The sequence below is a fragment of the Leclercia sp. GHBNCSD genome, assembly GCF_055805075.1.
In genome coordinates, this window is the sequence record NZ_JBQVYO010000001.1 from 976,144 (window position 1) to 992,726 (window position 16,583).

Consider the following 16,583-nt stretch of genomic DNA (forward strand, 5'->3'; position numbering starts at 1 on the left):
ATAAAAAAGAAAACCCGCCGGAGCGGGTCTATTTGGTTGGTATGGCTATTCGCCGTAGGTGCAGGCGAACTGGAGGCGAAAGACTATCCGACCTTCAGCCGTGAGTACCGGCGCAGGGATTGCGCCCATGTTCTGGATGTAGCCGACACACTCATCAGCCATAGGGTTGGCCTGGACGTAATCGACGATGCGCTGCACGGCATCGGCGGCGTCGCCGCGCTTATCCTTCGCACCGATCACATCAACGAGGACGTGATGTTCAGATCCAAGGTCGTGACGGATGTTCGAACCACCGTTTGGCCGGAATACCATCACGGCCTGCGTCAGATCCTCCGGGTCGTCATACATCAACTTCTGCACCGTGAATCCGGCTGTAAGGCCAGCATCACCGAACATGTTGCGCACCCGCTCATGCATCATGGGTGTCATAGCGAAAGCTCCTTGCGCATCACCGCATCAATCTGACTACGCATATCCTCAAACCCTTTAGTCAGGAACTCTTTTCGTGCAGTGGACCGACGGAAAGTCTGCGGCACACTTGGATCGTGAACGTATGTAGCATATGCTGCAGAGTAGCCCACTCTTCCAGTAACCCTCGTACCGTTGGCGTCCATCTCACGAAACTGGCTATTCAGCAGCGTGGAAGTGTCGATAGGCGTATAAAGCGCTGCTTGGGAGCTACCGATGATTAGCGCTGACTGGATGGCCCTGACAACCTTTCGCCCCTGCACGTCATTGATGATCTTGTCGAGGTTGGCTTTCGCCTGAGTGATGCCTCTTACTTTCCCGGCCATATCAGACTCCAGTCAAAATTGCATAATCATCCGCCACCCGCTCGAACGTGTCGGCGTAGCGGATAACCTGCCGCACCTCATCAGCGCCAGCAGCAACCGGATCTGCTTCGGTAGACTCACCAATCAGCAGGTAATCACCGGCGTCGGCCAGCGCGTACTCGGTCCAGACCGTGTTCTTCACGACGATTTCAGCGCCCAGGCTGCCAATGCGCTTAGACAGCCCGCCCTCATAATCGACCATGATGACTACCGGCGCGTCATAGCCGTTTATTGGATCACCGTTCTCGTCCCTGCCGCCAGCACCCTTGCGCCAGATAGTGGCTTTGGCGGTGTAGGACCACGAAGCTACGCTGCTCAATTTTCTGCCCCATGCCTTACGGTGAACAAGCCTGACGAAACCTCTGCAACCAGGCGGGCTTCCCATGCTTTGATGAATGAGTCAAATCTGCCAAGCGGCCTGGTCTTACCCATGTAATGTATCTGGGCTCGAAACTTACCAGTTTGCTTGCACCACGTAACACCAGTCACTCCAGTGGTGTTATCTTTTCGCCTGCGAACATTTCGAGCATTTTCGCCATCGATACACTCTCGCAAGTTGCAAAGACGGTTATCAGTTTTGATGCCATTGATATGATCAATTCTGCCTTTTGGCCATTGCCCATGAGCATATAGCCACGCCAGACGGTGCAATCTGTAGCTCTTACCGAAGATTGTCATGTGAAGATAACCGCAACTATCAACACATTTACTAAGCGCATTATCCTTGACGCCTCTTCGCCCTTTATTGCAGCTAATCAAGCCCGTTTTGGCATCGTAGGTTATTAAACTTCTGAGAGTTTCAGCATTCATGAGTTTACTCATCCTCTCCACCTGATAACCTTTGCGCCGGAATTCCTTATCCGCTCGCAAAGAATGAACCACTCGCCGTCCGATTTAACGTAGCCGGTGGTCTCCCGCCCGGTGTCTGTCAGCACCCAGACGCGAACGAATGAACGCGGCAGCCGGACGCTTACGGATGTCCAGGTCATCAGCAGCCCCCGACCACCATGAACAGGCCGACGCTATTACCGGCGCTGATCGGCAACTCACTGGTGCAACCGCTGGTATCGAGCCGGGCCAGCGAGTCACGCAGCCAGGTAATGCTGTCGTCGCCATACTCAAACGATCGTGACGCGCCAGACGGCGCCCCCTGCGATTTGATGCGGCGCGCGCCGGATGATGTCGCCATCAGCGCGGCAGCGTACATCAGGATCAGCTTCGCGGTGCAGTCGTCATACCCGGCCCCATCGAGACACGGGATGATTTTGTTCACCACGCAGAGGATCGGCTCCAGCAGCGCGCCCGGGATGGAGTAACCCAATTCACCGAGGAACGCCTGCACGTCAGCCGCCGTGATTGGGTCAGCCATGGTTAATTACCTTTGGTTTGCTCATCCAGCTCATCGCGGGATTTGGACGGGTTATCGAACTCACGAAGCGCCATGGTTATTTTCCCTTCTTCTTGGAGGCCTGCTCTGCCTGCTCTGCCTGCTCTGCAGGAGTATCGCCCGGCGTGGCGACCTCAAGCTCCTGCTCACCGACTTCACCGACGACTGATACCCGGCCTGCGAACGCTGGCGGAACGGATTCCGCAATGAACTCGTGACCTACAGGCAGTTGCTGGAATACGCCATCAATCGTGCCCCAGCAGCCCGATTTTTCGATTCTTAACTTTTGCATGCTCTCTCCTGAAGAAAAGGGGCCGAAGCCCCTTAACCCTGTGCGTTAAACACTTTTGAGCGACCGTTGAAATCGCGTTTGATCTGCAGACCTACAGCACTCCATACCAGAGTGTTGTAGTTGTCGAACGGATTCTGGCGCGGGATCATGAAGGTACCCACCGGCGCGGCGATACGCGTCTTGATGTACTGCGAGTTGCGCACGTACGCGATGAAGTGGTTACCGGTCAGCTTAAAGGTCTGGTTAACAGACTCGATGCGGCCGTAGCGCAGGATGTACTCCAGCACGGTGCCTTCTTTGAAGCCGGCAGCGGAGGAATACGGCTTGCTCAGGTTGCGCATGATGTCTGGCGACACCCACACCTTCACCTTCTCCTGCACGTAGTTATCGTCCAGGAGCTTCGCGAACGGGCCGGTGAAGAACGCTACCGACTCATCTGGGGTCGAGGTCGTCAGGTCGATGTTCAGACCGGATGCGCTCAGATCCACCTGATTGGTGTTGGCGTGGTTGGTGATGCCTGCACCGACGTAGCCCTTCACCTTCACCTTCGCGTCACCAGACAGCATGTAGTCAGCCATGTCTTCACGGATGGCCGCAACGTGCGCTTCCTGGTCGTCGGCCATCGCGTCGAGATTTTCCGACTGCATGCCGTTCCATTCACGCCATTCACGGCTGTAGCCGGTGTTGAAGATAGGGATCGGATCGCCAGCTTCGTCGTAGATGACTTTATCCAGTTCTTCCGGCACATGGCCGGTCAGGGTGCGATGTACCTTGCCAGCATCGCTGGCAACGCGATACAGAGCGGCGGTTTTGCCGATAGAGATCGGCGTACCAAGCCCCAGCAGGTCATCCAGCAGACCGTTACCTTCGTCATTGCGGAAAACGCGGGTGGTGATGTTGTCCACTTCGCGCCAGTAGTCTTTGGAGATCAGCGCGGCCTGGTTAACTTCCAGCGCGCCGTTGTACTGGGCGGTGATGGTGTTCTGATTGATGTTGAACGCTTCACGCTGCATCAGCAGCTGATTCCACGCCTGCTTAATCTGGTTATGTTCGGTAACCAGCTTTTTGTTGAAAACGATCATGCTCATGCGGTTGCTTTCCCTGATTTGCGAACTTTCACGAGCTGCGCTTCCGCGCCGACAGTGATTTTCTCGCGTGAGTAGAAGAGGATGTGGTCGGTTGCCGGGGTGGTCGATTTCGCCAGGGTGCCGTCACCGTTGGAGATCAGACCTTCGTTCTCCAGCAGCACTTGCCCGGCCTTGACGCGCATGTGGTAGTCGACATCGTCTTCGCACATGATGGCCGCGCCTGTGTCACCTGCTGGCACTGCATCACGGATGTCACCGCCGCCGATATAGTTGTGCTGCATAGTCAGGGGAACGCCAGTGCCACCTGCCGTTGCGTGGTAAATCCACTGCCCGGTAGCGTCAAGTTCAACGAGTGAGCCCGGCAGGATGGCTACCTTGCAGAGCGCCTCAATGACCTGCGGGTCATTCTTGCGGGCCGGGCCCGCGATTACGGTATGGAAACGAGGAGCGAGTGCCATTATTCAGGTGCCTCCATAGTAAGGATTTCGCTTTGTGCGCCGTTACCCTGGAATGCAGGGTTCAGCCCGGTACTGGTCTGGCACTGCGAGAACATATCGTTCAGCGCTTCGGGAGCCAGAGAGTTGATCGCCGCTTCGGTCATGAACGGGAACTTGGCTTTCACCGCCTGGCGCTTCGCGGTGATATCTTTTTCCGCATTGGCCTGCAGCTGCGTTTCCAGGTGGCTGATTTTGTCGGTCAGCGGAGTGAGAGCAGCGTTTACCGCTGCGGTAATGGCATCAGTATTCACCTGAGCGCCAGCCGGATCGCCGCCACCGGCTTTCTTGTGCATCTGCTGGTTGTAGGCATCCCAGACCTGATCGTCGGTCAGCCCCTCGGTTGTTACGCCTGCGGCATTGAGCGCGGCGATCATCTTCTGTTTCATCGGGTTTTGTTCTCCGTTGGTTTTGACTTCGTACTCAGTGGGTTTGCGCACGACTTCGACTGCATCGCCGACCAGCGTCACTGTGCTGTCGTCGATGAGGTATTTTTGCTGGAAGAGTTTCGACCCCTCTTCGTAAATGAATTTGTCCGGCCAGACGGTCACCACATAGCGATAAACATCACTGCCGGACGGCGCGCGGATGGCCTCACGCAGCATCTGGTAGATTTCGTCGAAGGAGGCGTCGGAGTTGTGGGTGAGGAAGAACTTCACCTTATTCACCAGTCCGTCTTTGAGGCTGTTTGCCGCGTCGATGAGGCTGGCAGTTTCGACCTCACCTTCCTGACCGTCAGCGTTCACGAACATGCCGACGCCCTCTTCCGGCGTTCCGGCTCCCGGTTCATCCAGCAGGATGGCAATGTGGTCGAACTGCATGTTGCGGGCGATCCAGGTGTACTTTTTCTCCTTCGACTCGCCCGACTTCTTCTCTTTGTTGGTGAGCAGCCCGGTTGAGAGGTGAATCGGGTCGGTGTTGGTGCCGGCGATCATCTCGTCGAGGCGGTTAATCAGGCGCTTGCCATCAGGCTTCGTCTCAGCAACAGCCTTGTTGATGTAAACGTCCATGACGACCTGATCGCCGGATTTGCTGACGTTTTGCGCCCAAGCACCAACGTGATAAGCGTTAATGGCGCGCGGATCATTGGCGCTGACATACTTGCCATCTACCATCGGGTGCGGAAGCGGCATCAGCTTGCCTTCCATCGTCTGGTAGCTGTTGTTAATTTCCTCCGCCGGATACAGGCCACCATTCATCACGATGTCATCGACGATCGGAACCGCACCACGAATGACGTAGTGCTCCTGGCCGTTGATGGTGGTCGTTGAAATGTTGGAGGCATTGATGGCGAGGGATTTAACATGAATACTGGTGAGGTTCATGTTTAACCCTTTGGATTAATAAAATGAAAATATGGCTATTGGCTTTAACGTTTACTGTGACGCTCCCTGTTCACGCTGAATTCATGACAGGTAATGATTTGTATGAGCTCTACAAGGCTTCGAGCCGTGCGGAGCAAGCATCGGCAACCGATAGAGACTTTCGCGAAGCGAACGAATACTTAGGCTACGTAACAGGGGTTTGGGATGCTATTGATGGGACCATTGCTTGCACTAATGACAACGTAACCAGAGGGCAAATAGGAGACATGGTTGGCGAGTACCTCAAAGCCAATGCAGCCTTTAGAGATAAACCTGCCAGCTCAATAATCATGTTTTACATGAGTAATAAGTACCCCTGCAAAAAATAATTATGCTGCCTTTTTGTCTGGCCCCCACCCCTTACGCTCTTTCGCCAGCTTATCCGCCAGCCCTTCATTGAATATGCTGCCGTCGTCGTTTAGCAGCACCGGTATCTGGCTGCAGTAGCAGTTGTACCGGTTGCCGTTCACGGCGTAGAAGTCGCGCACCTCTTCGGTGGTGTAGACCCTGCCGTGACGGCTGGCGTGCCAGCTGCGCGTCGTTGGCTTGAGCGCTGACAGCCACAGCAGGCCGGTATTCAGCCCCAGTCTGTCAGAAGCCCAGTCCGTTTCGTTCCATTGCGCCTGCCGCAGCGCACCGACCTGCTCAGTCTGGGCAATCGCCTTGGCTCTGGACATGCTCACGTCAAGGCGCTTACTGATAACGCTGGCCGTTTCTCTCGGGTTAACCCCGCGCGCCACTGCATCAGTGATAATGCCTGTCAGGTCTGCCCGTGCGGCATCGCTGATCGCCTTCCAGTCACTGAACGTTGTCAGCCTGGCTGAGGCGATCTGGTTTTGATAACCGGGACTGCTTAAAAGCTGCTGTAACGTTGTCTGGCTGGCGTAATAAGGCGATTGCTGCGAGAGGTTATTGAACGCCTCCAGCGTGCCGCGCTGCGCCTCAGCGACGATGTAATCCATCGCCCACTGGTGGTTCTCGCCACCGTCAAGCAGGTAGTCATCCAGGATGCCCTGCACCGCCTCCAGCAGCTCCGCCAGCTCCTGCGGCGACATGTCGTAGATGAACTTCCCGGCGTTGACCTGGTAGAGCCTGTGGTCATCACCGTTGACGTGGCACAGGAAGTGCCAGCGGTGGCTGTTGACCTCTCGCTCCCGCCCGGTCATGCGCTGGTCGAACAGGGATTTCAGCGCGCGCTTGATGCCGAGATACCGCTCTTCGATATCCCGGAACATCGCGGTGACCTGCTTTGCCGAGCGCGTCGGGTCAACCTTGCTGCGCGGAACTATCGGCAGGCCCACCTTCTCCTTCTGTTCGGGTGTCATCGGCCAGTGGATCATCGGTTGTCACCTTATCGTCCGGGTTCGGCGGCTCTTTGGGCTCAGGTAATGGCTCAAGCCCGATTACCTGTCGCAGTTCGTTGATGGTCACCGGCGCTTCACCGCCGTACATGCCAGTCGTTTTCTGGACCACATCGGCCAGCTTGGACATGTTCTCGATCTTCTCTTTTTCACCTGGTGCCAGTAGATCGCTCCACTGGATAGTTACTTCGCCATTGGTGGGCGGGTCAATGATGCCCAGCGTCCAGAAGCGCTCGAGTAGCGCGGTAATTCGGTCAGTCAGGAAGGTGTTGCGGCGCGTGTTGCGCCGAATGGCCCAGTCGGTTTTGTCCTCGTCGCTCGCCAGGCGTCCGGTCTGCTGCCCGAACAGGATGGTGAACGGGATCTGCACGGATGCGGCCAGTTCGTTCGCGGTAACTTCCCACGTCGGCCCCGGGTCGCCCGGCGTAACGCTGAGAACGTGCATCTGCCCGGCCTGCATTACGGCTGCTGCGTCGGTACCGCGGTTCAGTTTGTTGACCTTATCGCCCATCGCCTCGCCGAGATCGCTATAGCCAGCTGCTTTAGCCTGGTCAGCAAGCGTAGCCATGTCGGTTTCTTTGCTGAACTCGACCGCGATCTGGCGGCTGGCGTTCTTCAGGAAGCCTTCAGCACCACCGCCTGAGACCTTTTCAAGGTCCAGTCCTTTGTTGTAGCCAGCCTCAAGTAGCGGGATACCTGAAAGGACATTTTCGTCCTCTGATCCTTCACAGAACAGGATCACCCGGCTTGGGTGCACCGGTTCGCCGCGCATCGGCCCGACGAATTGCTCATCGCCAACCGGCTGCTCGTTGAAATTGAACATCAGCGGCTGGCCAAAGGTTGCCGACAGCCGGTCATTGTCCCATTCAGCTACGGTTAGTTGCGGCTCCCATACCGGGATCAGCTTCACCAGCGCAGACTCACCAAGCGACTTCACCAGCTTGATGTCGACTGGTTCGCTCCAGGGCTTATTGTCTTTCACCTGCAGCAGCAGCGCGGAATAACGGCCCACCATATTGCGGCGATCGGCGTCTTTAACCTTCGACCACAGCTTTTTCATGAATTTGGTGACTTTCTTTTCCCACGGATTGGTCGCCTTCGCCTCTTCCGCCTGATCACCGTCGATGATGACAGGGTAATCCTGCCAGCACCCATCAAGTAGGCGATGCACAACAGCGAAACCGGCAGCGTTGCGGCGGTACATGTTGTAGAAGTCGTTGAAGGTGATCGTGCGCGGGTAGCCAAATTCCTGGTAAAGCGTCGGGCGCTTCGTGTTGCCGCCACCGATGCCAATGGCATTCAGGTAATTCGCTCGCCTCATTTCAGTGGCGAGGTGGTTCACAGCCAGTTCAAGGCCGTTATGCTGTTCGCTCACTGGCGATGCTCCTTAGAAGAATACTGTGCCGACTTGCGCTTTGCGCTTGATATGACCGTCAAGGCTGTAGCGAATCCCGTCCCAGCAGTGCTCGAAACCATCCGCTAGCTTCGGCAATACCTCGCCGGTGATGCGGTCCGTTTTGTAAGACCACATGCGGGCCTCACGAGCTACGTTCTTGCAGCGGGGATGGATTATTATCTCGTCAAAGCCGCGAAGGTGTGCGATCCCGTCCTCAACGCTCCCCTGCCATTTCTCGGCAGCGGAGATATTGAAGCCCTGCCGCTTGAGATAGCTGATAGTCTCGGGTCGAGCGGAATCGGCCTTGATGGGCCAGTCTCGCGCACCTGGAATCGTGTCGTAAAGCTCTGGCATGTGGTCGAGCTCAGTCTGCTGCCCGTATGCCTCGTATTCGATGTACAGTCGGTTGTGCAGGATGAACGAGCGCACCAGCGTGTTAGGATCTTTAGCGAAACCGAAGTCAGCGCCAAAGAACAAACGTTCAGCCTCTTTCCAGAGATTGTCCGAGAACTCAGCGATCCGGTATTTTCCGGCCAGGACCTGCTTATCGGAGTTTTCGAGATAGGCCCCTTCCCACACCCACGCGTATGTTGCCGGGTCTAGGCGGCGCTGATCGTTCTGTCGCTCACCTTCAAGCACGTCAGGGAACCACGGGTTATCCGTATAGTTCATCTCAACGGTAATGCAGTCGTCGCCGGCTTCTTTGCGGAACCTCTTATCCGTGGCGCTACCGTCGCGCTCCGGGTTCCACGTCACCCAAATCTCTGAACCTTCCTCACGAACGGTCGGGCTCAGCTTCTGCCAGGCTATTTCGCTGACTGATTCAGCCTCATCGACCCAGCACAGCAGGATGCGCGCTTTCGACTTGATGCTGTCGAGGTTATGCCGCAGACCGCAGAACACGTAGTTAACGCTCTTGTCGATGGTGCGGATGTACTTCTCGCCGATATCAAAGTTGGAAGCCAGCCAGGGAACAGACAGGATCGCCTGTTTCACTTCCTGCATGCTCGACTCTTCCAGCGAGTTCATGAATTCACGCGCGCAGAGCACCACCCCGCTTTCACCGTTCATCATCGACTGATACGCCTTCACTGCGGTCATCAGTGCGAATGTGCGCGTCTTGGCGCTACCGCGTCCACCGTGCGAGCACCGGTAACGCTTATTCACAGCCGTGAATAATGGCGCGAGCTTAGCGGGGATAGGAAGTTGAACGGCATTATTCATGCTTTCGGCTCAACGGGTAGTAGCTGGATGATTGTCGGCTGCGGAGTCATGCTGCCATCAGGGCTTGTATGCTCGACTTTTTGGCGATTGGTGTAGGCATCGCCCATTTCTTTTGCGGCCTGCTCGATAAGCTGCGAGGTCATTCCGTAGTTCTTCATCTTTTCAGCATTGGTCGCCATTCGGTCGAGAACGCGCAACCGGTACGCTTTATTTGCGATCGGGATGTCACCGATCTCATTCTGGAATCGTTTACGGGTAGCGTTGAACAGGTCAATCCACTTCTGGCTCAACTTGGCCGCCATTGCGTTACCGGGCGTATACTGCGACACCTGCTGCCGTGATACATCGATGCCATATTCAGCCTTTACAAGCTCAATGACTTTTACCGGGGTCTCGTAGCAGGCGAGCGATTGAACGATGAAGGCTTTAACCTCTGTCGATAATGCTGCCATCGGTTACCTCCATGACAATCCTAATAAAGCCTATGCCAGCTTTAACATGCACGTCCCGCATGACCTGGCTATATCAATGTGAGCTACTTCCGCTGGCGCATTGGCCGCGTCCACCAGTTTCTGCACTTCTTTGCTGGCACCGTAACGGCGTACGACACCAACGAATTCTTCGACGTCGTGGCCACGCAGTGTAAGCACTGGCTGCCCGGTCTCTTTGTTGAACTTCGGCGCGCCGAAATCATCGGTGTCCTGGGCGATGTGGTAAAGCTCATGCTCTACCAATGCGCAGAATTCGAGGTCACTGCATTGTGAGCAGTAATCGGCAGCCAGCGTGATGATGAACTTCGGGATGCGCCCGAACCATTCATGCATCTGCTGTTCCATCCGGGCCTTCTGCCAACCACCTGCCCGCAGCATTACTTGTTCAGCCTGGCCAAGCACATAGCGCCCTTTTTTCGTGAATGAGTCAGACGCCCACATAAAGCAGAGGTCAGCCTCTAAAAGGTGCCCATGATCGGGGTTATGGATGCTTCCGATATCGCTCAGGATTTGGCGATTTATCCACTCATGCACTTCATTGGCGGGGATCAGTCTGGTGTATGGCTGCCAGTTGTCGGAGGTGATGAAGTTAACTGGCGGGCATGGCCTGCGCTCGTCATCGTTCGCCATGTGTCACTCCGTTATCTCTTTACAGGCTGTACCTTCACCTGCTGACTGATGCCATGCTTCACGATGAACGCAGACACCTTTTCGTAATCAGGCTCTCGGCCCATCATCAGGCAGAACAGGGTCAGCGTTTTGATGTAGACCGGCAACCACCACTTGGCTTTAAGCTCGACTGACAGCTTGCAAATTGCCATTGGTCGCTCCGTCATTATCCGTTGCAGGGGTTATTTTTGATTTATCCTCTCAGGGGGATAGCCAGACTTTCGGCAATAAAAAACCGCCCGGAGGCGGTTACAGTGTTTTGTATGGCTTAGGCTTAGGGTCGCCATGCTGGATGTGGGATTTAATCACATTGTCGCTTGGCTTATTCCCATGAAAGCCAACCAGATAAATTTCATCACCCAGCTGATACTCAAAGACGTCAAACTCGGCATCCTCGAAGATCGGGGTACCCCCAGAGCTTTTAAGAAGTCGAAATGTCTGATCAGGAGCCTTAATAACGGGGCTGTAACCCTCAAGATACCAAACATCGCCTTTCCAGCCAGCACCAAACAAAATTATCGTCAGCATAATCACCCCTCTCGTAGTAGAGCGGTAATTATATCAATAGAGAAATAATCATTTCAAATCATCGATTTATGTCAACCACAATAAAATTTGAGATATTCGTCACCATTATCAAGCGCCCGGGACAGGACGCTTTGGAATGGCCTACCCGATCAGCAGATCCGGCTGTGTTACCTGCATGATGTGTTCATGCTCAACAGCCAGAACGCGTTTCTCTTTCTTCCGCTCGTTCATCAGTCGGCTGCCGATCGTACCTTTCAGCTTTGACCTGGTTTCTTTGATGGCGTAGCGGTGCTGCATTTCTTCACCCATCGCCATGTGACGGTTCAGGCGATCGGCCATCCAGTTAAACGCTGCGATGTAGCTCTCTTTGATTGCCGCCGCAGCCTTGCCGGTGAATCCCATCACAACCATGATCCAGCCATCTTTTGTCAGGCTGTACATCGGGCGAACCTTGCCCTGCTCATCGATATAATCAGCCGACGCAAAATTGCGTTGGCTAAATTCGCCCGAGCAGTCGGCCTTAACCTGCTCAATCTTCCTGAGTACATCGCCATGTCGTTTGCCGAAGTACTCAGCTACTTTTCTGGATGTAGTGACCACATCTCCGTTTCTGGCTTGAACCATTTCTCGGAAGTCGAAGGCCGGAATAACTGACGGATTATTCATAGCGTTTACCTCATCTGTGAGATGAACCTTTGCCGAAATGAAACGCCAGCCCACCGAAGGCTCGCCAGCACTAAACTGACGTCTCCAAAGGCTCATTTCACAGGTTAGGGTTCGGTGTATTTAAGTTTGCATAGCCATGCGATAGCCATTCAGGAACGGGCATTTCGCATTTCAACCATGCTCTGCCATTTCGGGTGGCAGTTCTTCTTGGGGTTTGTCATGCCCAATAGAAAAGCCCCGCTAATGCGAGGCTCCGTTATTTCTCTATGCTTAAAGTCCAGAGGAGAGACTGTGTCAGGGTCTCAGGGATGAGGTTCTTTTCCCTGAGCTAACTCAACTTGTGCGCGTTCTTTATCTCCATCACAACCTCACGCTGCATCTTCCTGACTTCATCGCGGTGCCGGCGCTCCTGCTTCCAGTAAATCCAGAAGAACACCCATGTCATTAGCAGTGCGGCTATCGCGCCGCCGGAGATGATGTTGTAGATCGAGTACGCACTCATTTTGCGGGTTCCGTATCGCAGTTAGCTTTCCACGTTTTGTTGTGGGTCAGGATCGCCCGCTTAGTGCGCTCGTCCATTGACAGGATGTCGGCCTCAGTAACGAGGATCGGCTTCACCCAGTTACAGGCCGTGTCCACCACGACAGTGCTATTTGTTGAGCCAGTCTCTGCGCAGCTCGTCATCAACATTGTTGCCAGGCATGCGAGTAACGGTTTCCTGAACATCTGAAGCCTCTTTGCTTGTTTGCGTCTGACGCTTAGTTGCGGCGGTGGCCTGTTCTATTTTGGCTTTCGTCTCTCGTTCGGTAGCGGCCTGCTCAGCTTTCCCCTTCCCTTTCGAGTGGCCGAAGCCAAATGCTCCCGCGGCGATAGCCACTACAGCGAAGAATCCGGCGATCAGCATTTCGATGATGCTCATGGTTTCTCTCCTGGGTTCATACCGGCGTCGATTTGCTGTTCTTTGATATCTTTATCTCCGGACAGCTTTTTGGCGCCAAGGTAGCCTGCAGTGCAGAAACCGAAATACAAGCCAAATACGACTTCTGACAGCGTTCCCTGATAGGCCTGCCATGCAACCACACAGCTACTCACCAGGAAGCCGAGAGCGGCCTGTGTGCGACTGAGTGAAATATTCCCGGACATCCCGCGGAGCATGTTCAGAGCATCCATCAGATGAGGCCTTTGTAGATGTCATAGCTACCAGTTCGCATCACTTCAGCATGCCGCTGAGCGCGTTCTGGCGTTTGCTTCGCCCATAGGCTGTTGAGCATCCCGCGCGACGCACCATCAAAGTTTCCTTCGGAGATCATGGCGAGAGTGTTTTTGAAACCAGCGAGGCCAGGAACGCCCATTTGATACGCCATGCTAATCAGCACATCCCTGCGGGCATCATTGCAGCTTTTCAGCGCGCTGATGATTGCCGGTCGCAGCTGCATCTCGGTGATAGTGTTCTCGACAAATACCTCTTTCCACACATCGCCAACGCGGCGCGGTACGGTGAAGGTGTAATTTGACAACGCAGCGCCTTTGGGGCCGATCTTGATGCCGCCTGCAATAGTGGGATATCCAAGAGTGTCGCGGTATGGCTTTTCCCGATAGCCTTCCTCAAAGTTGAGGATGGAGATAATCTGGCTCACTTCTTCTCCTCCTCAACCAGCGGTTTTACTTTATCAGCCGTCTTTTCTGCAGTTCGCTCCGGGATGGAGTCGAGCTTTGTCTTCATTTCGCTTACCTGCACCGCAAGCAATTCAACCTTCTTGTCTCTTTCGTCAGCAATGCTGCGGTATTCCGCGCGTATTTTGCTGTTGGAGTAGTTGAAGGCAATTGTCATTACGCTGCACGTAGCGCAGAACAGAAGAAACATGGCGCCTATCATGAGACGCCCTTTGTGGCTCTCAATAAACGCATTAACTTTCATGGCGATCTTCCTCCAGCTTCGCGAGCATAGAGCTCACCTGGCCCCGGAATTGTTCATCGCCTCCGGACTGGGTCATTGCTATCAGTATGCGAAGCGAGCTTTTGATGATGCGTATGTCACTCTCGAGATGAGAAATACGCTGCAGATCCTTTTCTCTTCGCTCTCTCAATTCGTTGTTCTCTTGACGCAGCTCGTCGTTAGTGGCTTTGAGAAGAACAACCTGCTCTTTGTAATGTGTGATTACCTCGCCGCCGGCTCTGTTATTCGTAACGGCTGAAGCAATGACCGCGCTTAATGGCTTCCAGAAAAGCGCGAGCGCACCGCCACCGAATAAGACGGCAGCAATGCTTGTGATTAGGCTGTTCTCCATTGGGTAATCCCAGCTGCGCATTGAAAAATAAAAGAGCGCCGTACATCTGGAGATGGGGGGTTCCAACGGCGCTTAAATCGCCCGTAGGCGTATGTGAGGGAATGGCAATATCGGCTCTTCGGCCTAAAGGTCCCAGGTAGCGGGATTCAGATACGAAAAAGCCCCGGCGGTTAACCGAGGCTCTTTTGTGTAATTCAGTCGACAACCAAAGCTATGGCGACGATATCAGATTTACATGAAATATATGCGTTTCAATCCAGTTTTGCAAGACTTGTGTCGTAATTTGCTGCCTTTTGTTGTGAACGTGATCGCGTTGCTTGCAATAAAGCGCCGCTATCCAAACGCAGGAAGATGCGCTTCATCTCCACCCAGCGATCGGTAAACGTCTCAGACCAGTTCTTTGCGGTCACGCCTACCAGTTCAGCCAGCGCCTTGTACTCGTAAACTTCACGCCCAGCCAACTCAGCTTTCACATCCTGCGCCGCCAGCCAGATTAAAGCCTTCAGCCTGTCCATGGTCTTGCCGGCCACCTTCCGGGTTCCCAGTTGCTCCCTGAACTCGGCCCATGCCCACTGAGTGATCGCCACCTGATTCTCCCAGCGCACGTTCTCGCTGTAGTTCCAGAGCAGCCACGCCTTCTGGTGTTCTTCGAGCGACAAGACCGCCCGTCGCCACGACGCGGTGGAGTATTCGACCGGCTGAACCAGAGGAATATGCGAACCTTTAGCGCGCGACTGCTGCCCGGGGATCGGCGGATTGCTCGGGTTAACCAGTTTCCCGTTCGCCGGGTTAATCACTTTCACGCGGGAACGGCTGCGCGGTGTGGCGGTGAACATGGCGTTTTCAGCAAAGGCGACCAGCTGTCCTTTAGTGGCTCCACTCAGATCAGCCGTCGCAACGATCAGCTGCTCACGCACATACTGCAAATATTGAACGTTCATTAAGCGGCTTCCTTCTGAGGTTGTTTGGTCTGGCTGTGCTTTGCTACTGGCGGCATCCTGGCGCGCATGACGCTTTCTGCCTGGTATCTGGCTATCTGGTCGCGGGTCATGCTGCTTCACCCATGCGCAAAGTGATGCCCTGCTGGTACCAGTCAGGCGCGGTGAACTCGATGCGACCAAGCATGCCGGTGATGCGGAGCGCTTTAATCCTTGCCAGCTCCTGCTTGTAGTGCTGATACATTTCCTCTTTCTGCCACGGCTTTATCTTCATCGGGTGCAGCGCGGCGCGAGCCACCTGCTCGACAGTCATCACGCCGTATTCGTACTCAGCGTGCCGGGTGAACTGGATCGGCTCCTCTCCAAGGCGGCGATGGCAGCCAACGCAGTGAGCCAGCGCATTGAGGGGGTGCCAGCGGGTAGAGGTATGGCGGCGTCCGTTGATGTGTGAGCAATGGAGTGATGCGCGGTTAGTGCTGAAATCACGCCCGCAACTTTCGCAGCACCAGTTGGCGCGTTCGCGAACCAGCTCAGAAAAAATGGAGTCGTGTTTATCTCTTTTGAGTGCCATGTGCTTTCCTTACTGGTCTTGTTTTTCGCGCAGCACCTGGAATTCGCTGCTTTGAGGGATGGTCAGGACGAGGCCGAATTGCGCACACCACCGCTCCACCTGACACATGAAGTGGTGCATATCGCCGGTATCAAGATCGGAGGTGTGGCGGAGTTGGCGTTCTACCGTTTTCTCCCCGGTAGTGAAGTCGGTGTATTCAACGTCTTCGTACCCGAGAAAGGTTTTTTTGAGGTTGCGCTTTACCCATTCCTTGGTGGCATCAGTGCGACCGGAGGCGATCAGGTATGCGCTGATCTCCTCGTACCAAACGTGGCTAAGGCTATTTTGCGAAAGGCTGCGTTTCTCACGCCACGGCTTGAGCTGAAGCCGGAAGCATTGCCCATCGTTCAGGAGTGGGTGAAGGTGCTGGGTGATAGCATTCAGGTTGCCACGATGTAGCTTTATGCCGTCTTTTGGGAGAATCATACGCCACCTCCGAGAGGTAACGCAGAATGCAGAAAATCGCCGGTGCATTTCTGCATCGGTGACAGGTGAAGATGTTCAGATTGTGGTCGCATATAACGTCCCCATTATATGCGCAGGGGACACCGGGTGTTCAGGCCGGTGCGTTGTTATTATCGCTCAGTGATATTGAATTATCAACGCGAGAAAAAGGCCTCCGGAGAGGCCTGATTATTACTGCTGCTCGCTTCTTATCGTGCCGCCAGTGAATAGCGATAGCGGGCAAGGAACTCCGATTGGGTGCTTACCATTGCAGATAAAGCATCTCATGCCGTTGTACGGTATCGGGTCTGAATTACCGCCATCAACTAGCGGTAGCCGCGCCATCTCATCACGGAATGAGACAGTGACCACTTTACCGCCAAGCACTTCCATGTGAGCGTGAACAGGAGGCTCTTTCCCATCTTCGAACTCAACTACGAATGTCATTCTGCCCATCACTTCACCTCCTTACTCAGCGCTTCCGACTTACCGCTGTTAATGTAATGAGCA

The 16,583-nt window shown here is 54.6% G+C and carries 28 protein-coding genes; 1 reads left to right on the forward strand and 27 read right to left on the reverse strand.

Features of this window, described 5'->3' with window-relative positions; all coding sequences use genetic code 11:
• Nucleotides 1-45: 45 nt before the first annotated feature.
• From ACT3IC_RS04745 to ACT3IC_RS04785, 9 genes are all read right to left on the reverse strand, one after another.
• Entirely contained in the window at nucleotides 46-429 is a 384-nt protein-coding gene (locus tag ACT3IC_RS04745) for a phage tail termination protein (protein ID WP_088902282.1), read from the reverse strand.
• Nucleotides 426-794 (reverse strand): HK97 gp10 family phage protein, encoded by a 369-nt coding sequence (locus ACT3IC_RS04750; protein WP_473476435.1) that lies wholly within the window; start codon nucleotides 792-794, stop codon nucleotides 426-428. Before ACT3IC_RS04750 ends, ACT3IC_RS04745 begins: the two co-directional genes overlap by 4 nt.
• 1 nt (nucleotide 795) lies before the next feature.
• Nucleotides 796-1,152: a hypothetical protein gene (locus tag ACT3IC_RS04755; RefSeq protein WP_473476438.1), complete on the reverse strand. Its 357-nt coding sequence runs from the start codon at nucleotides 1,150-1,152 to the stop codon at nucleotides 796-798.
• Entirely contained in the window at nucleotides 1,149-1,655 is a 507-nt protein-coding gene (locus ACT3IC_RS04760) for an HNH endonuclease signature motif containing protein (protein WP_473476441.1), read from the reverse strand. The genes ACT3IC_RS04755 and ACT3IC_RS04760 overlap by 4 nt, the downstream gene beginning before the upstream one ends.
• Before the next feature lie 166 nt (nucleotides 1,656-1,821).
• Nucleotides 1,822-2,202 (reverse strand): DUF7370 family protein, encoded by a 381-nt coding sequence (locus ACT3IC_RS04765; RefSeq protein WP_404347168.1) that lies wholly within the window; start codon nucleotides 2,200-2,202, stop codon nucleotides 1,822-1,824.
• Nucleotides 2,203-2,278: 76 nt separating this feature from the next.
• Complete coding sequence (locus tag ACT3IC_RS04770) at nucleotides 2,279-2,512, reverse strand: hypothetical protein (protein ID WP_473476445.1); 234 nt, start codon at nucleotides 2,510-2,512, stop codon at nucleotides 2,279-2,281.
• A gap of 32 nt (nucleotides 2,513-2,544) precedes the next feature.
• On the reverse strand, nucleotides 2,545-3,600 hold the full coding sequence (locus ACT3IC_RS04775; protein WP_307762950.1) for a major capsid protein: 1,056 nt from the start codon (nucleotides 3,598-3,600) through the stop codon (nucleotides 2,545-2,547).
• Nucleotides 3,597-4,058 (reverse strand): hypothetical protein, encoded by a 462-nt coding sequence (locus tag ACT3IC_RS04780; protein WP_085451680.1) that lies wholly within the window; start codon nucleotides 4,056-4,058, stop codon nucleotides 3,597-3,599. Before ACT3IC_RS04780 ends, ACT3IC_RS04775 begins: the two co-directional genes overlap by 4 nt.
• Nucleotides 4,058-5,419: a DUF2213 domain-containing protein gene (locus tag ACT3IC_RS04785; protein WP_473476450.1), complete on the reverse strand. Its 1,362-nt coding sequence runs from the start codon at nucleotides 5,417-5,419 to the stop codon at nucleotides 4,058-4,060. The genes ACT3IC_RS04780 and ACT3IC_RS04785 overlap by 1 nt, the downstream gene beginning before the upstream one ends.
• Nucleotides 5,420-5,442: 23 nt before the next feature.
• On the opposite strand from ACT3IC_RS04785, the gene ACT3IC_RS04790 reads away from it, so the two are divergent.
• The gene (locus tag ACT3IC_RS04790) at nucleotides 5,443-5,787 is read left to right on the forward strand and encodes a Rap1a/Tai family immunity protein (RefSeq protein WP_273946219.1); all 345 of its coding nucleotides are present in this window, start codon (nucleotides 5,443-5,445) and stop codon (nucleotides 5,785-5,787) included.
• Here the strand turns inward: ACT3IC_RS04790 and ACT3IC_RS04795 are convergent, their stop codons facing one another.
• The 18 genes from ACT3IC_RS04795 to ACT3IC_RS04880 all read right to left on the reverse strand — a co-directional run bounded on the left by ACT3IC_RS04795 (nucleotide 5,788) and on the right by ACT3IC_RS04880 (nucleotide 16,055).
• The gene (locus ACT3IC_RS04795; RefSeq protein ID WP_473476455.1) at nucleotides 5,788-6,798 is read right to left on the reverse strand and encodes a phage minor head protein; all 1,011 of its coding nucleotides are present in this window, start codon (nucleotides 6,796-6,798) and stop codon (nucleotides 5,788-5,790) included.
• Nucleotides 6,725-8,194: a DUF1073 domain-containing protein gene (locus ACT3IC_RS04800; protein ID WP_473476458.1), complete on the reverse strand. Its 1,470-nt coding sequence runs from the start codon at nucleotides 8,192-8,194 to the stop codon at nucleotides 6,725-6,727. Before ACT3IC_RS04800 ends, ACT3IC_RS04795 begins: the two co-directional genes overlap by 74 nt.
• Before the next feature lie 12 nt (nucleotides 8,195-8,206).
• Nucleotides 8,207-9,439, reverse strand: coding sequence for a PBSX family phage terminase large subunit (locus ACT3IC_RS04805; protein WP_473476460.1), 1,233 nt, complete (start codon nucleotides 9,437-9,439; stop codon nucleotides 8,207-8,209).
• A complete protein-coding gene (locus ACT3IC_RS04810; protein ID WP_058647147.1) occupies nucleotides 9,436-9,891 on the reverse strand; it encodes a DUF2280 domain-containing protein in 456 nt (151 codons plus the stop codon). The genes ACT3IC_RS04805 and ACT3IC_RS04810 overlap by 4 nt, the downstream gene beginning before the upstream one ends.
• A 30-nt stretch (nucleotides 9,892-9,921) precedes the next feature.
• Nucleotides 9,922-10,560 carry a putative metallopeptidase gene (locus ACT3IC_RS04815; RefSeq protein WP_473476464.1) on the reverse strand — a complete coding sequence of 213 codons (639 nt, stop codon included), beginning with the start codon at nucleotides 10,558-10,560 and terminating at the stop codon, nucleotides 9,922-9,924.
• Nucleotides 10,561-10,571: 11 nt separating this feature from the next.
• Nucleotides 10,572-10,751, reverse strand: coding sequence for a hypothetical protein (locus ACT3IC_RS04820; protein WP_023294176.1), 180 nt, complete (start codon nucleotides 10,749-10,751; stop codon nucleotides 10,572-10,574).
• 97 nt (nucleotides 10,752-10,848) lie between these two features.
• Nucleotides 10,849-11,127: a PP2C family serine/threonine-protein phosphatase gene (locus ACT3IC_RS04825; protein WP_182014230.1), complete on the reverse strand. Its 279-nt coding sequence runs from the start codon at nucleotides 11,125-11,127 to the stop codon at nucleotides 10,849-10,851.
• 141 nt (nucleotides 11,128-11,268) lie between these two features.
• The gene (locus ACT3IC_RS04830; RefSeq protein WP_473476470.1) at nucleotides 11,269-11,793 is read right to left on the reverse strand and encodes a Rha family transcriptional regulator; all 525 of its coding nucleotides are present in this window, start codon (nucleotides 11,791-11,793) and stop codon (nucleotides 11,269-11,271) included.
• 328 nt (nucleotides 11,794-12,121) lie between these two features.
• Nucleotides 12,122-12,295, reverse strand: coding sequence for a hypothetical protein (locus tag ACT3IC_RS04835; protein WP_156107301.1), 174 nt, complete (start codon nucleotides 12,293-12,295; stop codon nucleotides 12,122-12,124).
• Nucleotides 12,296-12,442: 147 nt separating this feature from the next.
• A complete protein-coding gene (locus ACT3IC_RS04840) occupies nucleotides 12,443-12,712 on the reverse strand; it encodes a hypothetical protein (protein ID WP_473476475.1) in 270 nt (89 codons plus the stop codon).
• Entirely contained in the window at nucleotides 12,709-12,963 is a 255-nt protein-coding gene (locus ACT3IC_RS04845) for a hypothetical protein (protein ID WP_250366121.1), read from the reverse strand. Before ACT3IC_RS04845 ends, ACT3IC_RS04840 begins: the two co-directional genes overlap by 4 nt.
• Nucleotides 12,963-13,430, reverse strand: coding sequence for a lysozyme (locus tag ACT3IC_RS04850; protein WP_473476479.1), 468 nt, complete (start codon nucleotides 13,428-13,430; stop codon nucleotides 12,963-12,965). Before ACT3IC_RS04850 ends, ACT3IC_RS04845 begins: the two co-directional genes overlap by 1 nt.
• Nucleotides 13,427-13,711, reverse strand: coding sequence for a hypothetical protein (locus ACT3IC_RS04855; protein WP_473476482.1), 285 nt, complete (start codon nucleotides 13,709-13,711; stop codon nucleotides 13,427-13,429). Before ACT3IC_RS04855 ends, ACT3IC_RS04850 begins: the two co-directional genes overlap by 4 nt.
• Nucleotides 13,701-14,081 carry a hypothetical protein gene (locus ACT3IC_RS04860; protein WP_032612193.1) on the reverse strand — a complete coding sequence of 127 codons (381 nt, stop codon included), beginning with the start codon at nucleotides 14,079-14,081 and terminating at the stop codon, nucleotides 13,701-13,703. Before ACT3IC_RS04860 ends, ACT3IC_RS04855 begins: the two co-directional genes overlap by 11 nt.
• 251 nt (nucleotides 14,082-14,332) lie before the next feature.
• Nucleotides 14,333-15,022 (reverse strand): bacteriophage antitermination protein Q, encoded by a 690-nt coding sequence (locus tag ACT3IC_RS04865; RefSeq protein ID WP_473476486.1) that lies wholly within the window; start codon nucleotides 15,020-15,022, stop codon nucleotides 14,333-14,335.
• Nucleotides 15,022-15,132, reverse strand: coding sequence for a hypothetical protein (locus ACT3IC_RS04870; RefSeq protein ID WP_164539916.1), 111 nt, complete (start codon nucleotides 15,130-15,132; stop codon nucleotides 15,022-15,024). The genes ACT3IC_RS04865 and ACT3IC_RS04870 overlap by 1 nt, the downstream gene beginning before the upstream one ends.
• Nucleotides 15,129-15,590: a hypothetical protein gene (locus ACT3IC_RS04875; RefSeq protein WP_310825362.1), complete on the reverse strand. Its 462-nt coding sequence runs from the start codon at nucleotides 15,588-15,590 to the stop codon at nucleotides 15,129-15,131. The genes ACT3IC_RS04870 and ACT3IC_RS04875 overlap by 4 nt, the downstream gene beginning before the upstream one ends.
• A gap of 9 nt (nucleotides 15,591-15,599) precedes the next feature.
• Nucleotides 15,600-16,055, reverse strand: a complete 456-nt coding sequence (locus ACT3IC_RS04880; RefSeq protein WP_156238563.1) for a YbcN family protein — start codon at nucleotides 16,053-16,055, stop codon at nucleotides 15,600-15,602.
• Nucleotides 16,056-16,583: the final 528 nt, after the last annotated feature.

What these genes read in the sequence shown, in the direction of transcription:
- ACT3IC_RS04820 (WP_023294176.1), bottom strand. Translation starts at nt 10,751, where the DNA reads ATGGCAATTTGCAAGCTGTCAGTCGAGCTTAAAGCCAAGTGGTGGTTG.
- ACT3IC_RS04780 (WP_085451680.1), bottom strand. Translation starts at nt 4,058, where the DNA reads ATGGCACTCGCTCCTCGTTTCCATACCGTAATCGCGGGCCCGGCCCGC.
- ACT3IC_RS04865 (WP_473476486.1), bottom strand. Translation starts at nt 15,022, where the DNA reads ATGAACGTTCAATATTTGCAGTATGTGCGTGAGCAGCTGATCGTTGCG.
- ACT3IC_RS04860 (WP_032612193.1), bottom strand. Translation starts at nt 14,081, where the DNA reads ATGGAGAACAGCCTAATCACAAGCATTGCTGCCGTCTTATTCGGTGGC.
- ACT3IC_RS04795 (WP_473476455.1), bottom strand. Translation starts at nt 6,798, where the DNA reads ATGATCCACTGGCCGATGACACCCGAACAGAAGGAGAAGGTGGGCCTG.
- ACT3IC_RS04805 (WP_473476460.1), bottom strand. Translation starts at nt 9,439, where the DNA reads ATGAATAATGCCGTTCAACTTCCTATCCCCGCTAAGCTCGCGCCATTA.
- ACT3IC_RS04835 (WP_156107301.1), bottom strand. Translation starts at nt 12,295, where the DNA reads ATGAGTGCGTACTCGATCTACAACATCATCTCCGGCGGCGCGATAGCC.
- ACT3IC_RS04870 (WP_164539916.1), bottom strand. Translation starts at nt 15,132, where the DNA reads ATGACCCGCGACCAGATAGCCAGATACCAGGCAGAAAGCGTCATGCGC.
- ACT3IC_RS04750 (WP_473476435.1), bottom strand. Translation starts at nt 794, where the DNA reads ATGGCCGGGAAAGTAAGAGGCATCACTCAGGCGAAAGCCAACCTCGAC.
- ACT3IC_RS04855 (WP_473476482.1), bottom strand. Translation starts at nt 13,711, where the DNA reads ATGAAAGTTAATGCGTTTATTGAGAGCCACAAAGGGCGTCTCATGATA.
- ACT3IC_RS04790 (WP_273946219.1), top strand. Translation starts at nt 5,443, where the DNA reads ATGAAAATATGGCTATTGGCTTTAACGTTTACTGTGACGCTCCCTGTT.
- ACT3IC_RS04810 (WP_058647147.1), bottom strand. Translation starts at nt 9,891, where the DNA reads ATGGCAGCATTATCGACAGAGGTTAAAGCCTTCATCGTTCAATCGCTC.
- ACT3IC_RS04840 (WP_473476475.1), bottom strand. Translation starts at nt 12,712, where the DNA reads ATGAGCATCATCGAAATGCTGATCGCCGGATTCTTCGCTGTAGTGGCT.
- ACT3IC_RS04815 (WP_473476464.1), bottom strand. Translation starts at nt 10,560, where the DNA reads ATGGCGAACGATGACGAGCGCAGGCCATGCCCGCCAGTTAACTTCATC.
- ACT3IC_RS04875 (WP_310825362.1), bottom strand. Translation starts at nt 15,590, where the DNA reads ATGGCACTCAAAAGAGATAAACACGACTCCATTTTTTCTGAGCTGGTT.
- ACT3IC_RS04825 (WP_182014230.1), bottom strand. Translation starts at nt 11,127, where the DNA reads ATGCTGACGATAATTTTGTTTGGTGCTGGCTGGAAAGGCGATGTTTGG.
- ACT3IC_RS04770 (WP_473476445.1), bottom strand. Translation starts at nt 2,512, where the DNA reads ATGCAAAAGTTAAGAATCGAAAAATCGGGCTGCTGGGGCACGATTGAT.
- ACT3IC_RS04745 (WP_088902282.1), bottom strand. Translation starts at nt 429, where the DNA reads ATGACACCCATGATGCATGAGCGGGTGCGCAACATGTTCGGTGATGCT.
- ACT3IC_RS04765 (WP_404347168.1), bottom strand. Translation starts at nt 2,202, where the DNA reads ATGGCTGACCCAATCACGGCGGCTGACGTGCAGGCGTTCCTCGGTGAA.
- ACT3IC_RS04775 (WP_307762950.1), bottom strand. Translation starts at nt 3,600, where the DNA reads ATGAGCATGATCGTTTTCAACAAAAAGCTGGTTACCGAACATAACCAG.
- ACT3IC_RS04760 (WP_473476441.1), bottom strand. Translation starts at nt 1,655, where the DNA reads ATGAGTAAACTCATGAATGCTGAAACTCTCAGAAGTTTAATAACCTAC.
- ACT3IC_RS04830 (WP_473476470.1), bottom strand. Translation starts at nt 11,793, where the DNA reads ATGAATAATCCGTCAGTTATTCCGGCCTTCGACTTCCGAGAAATGGTT.
- ACT3IC_RS04785 (WP_473476450.1), bottom strand. Translation starts at nt 5,419, where the DNA reads ATGAACCTCACCAGTATTCATGTTAAATCCCTCGCCATCAATGCCTCC.
- ACT3IC_RS04880 (WP_156238563.1), bottom strand. Translation starts at nt 16,055, where the DNA reads ATGATTCTCCCAAAAGACGGCATAAAGCTACATCGTGGCAACCTGAAT.
- ACT3IC_RS04845 (WP_250366121.1), bottom strand. Translation starts at nt 12,963, where the DNA reads ATGGATGCTCTGAACATGCTCCGCGGGATGTCCGGGAATATTTCACTC.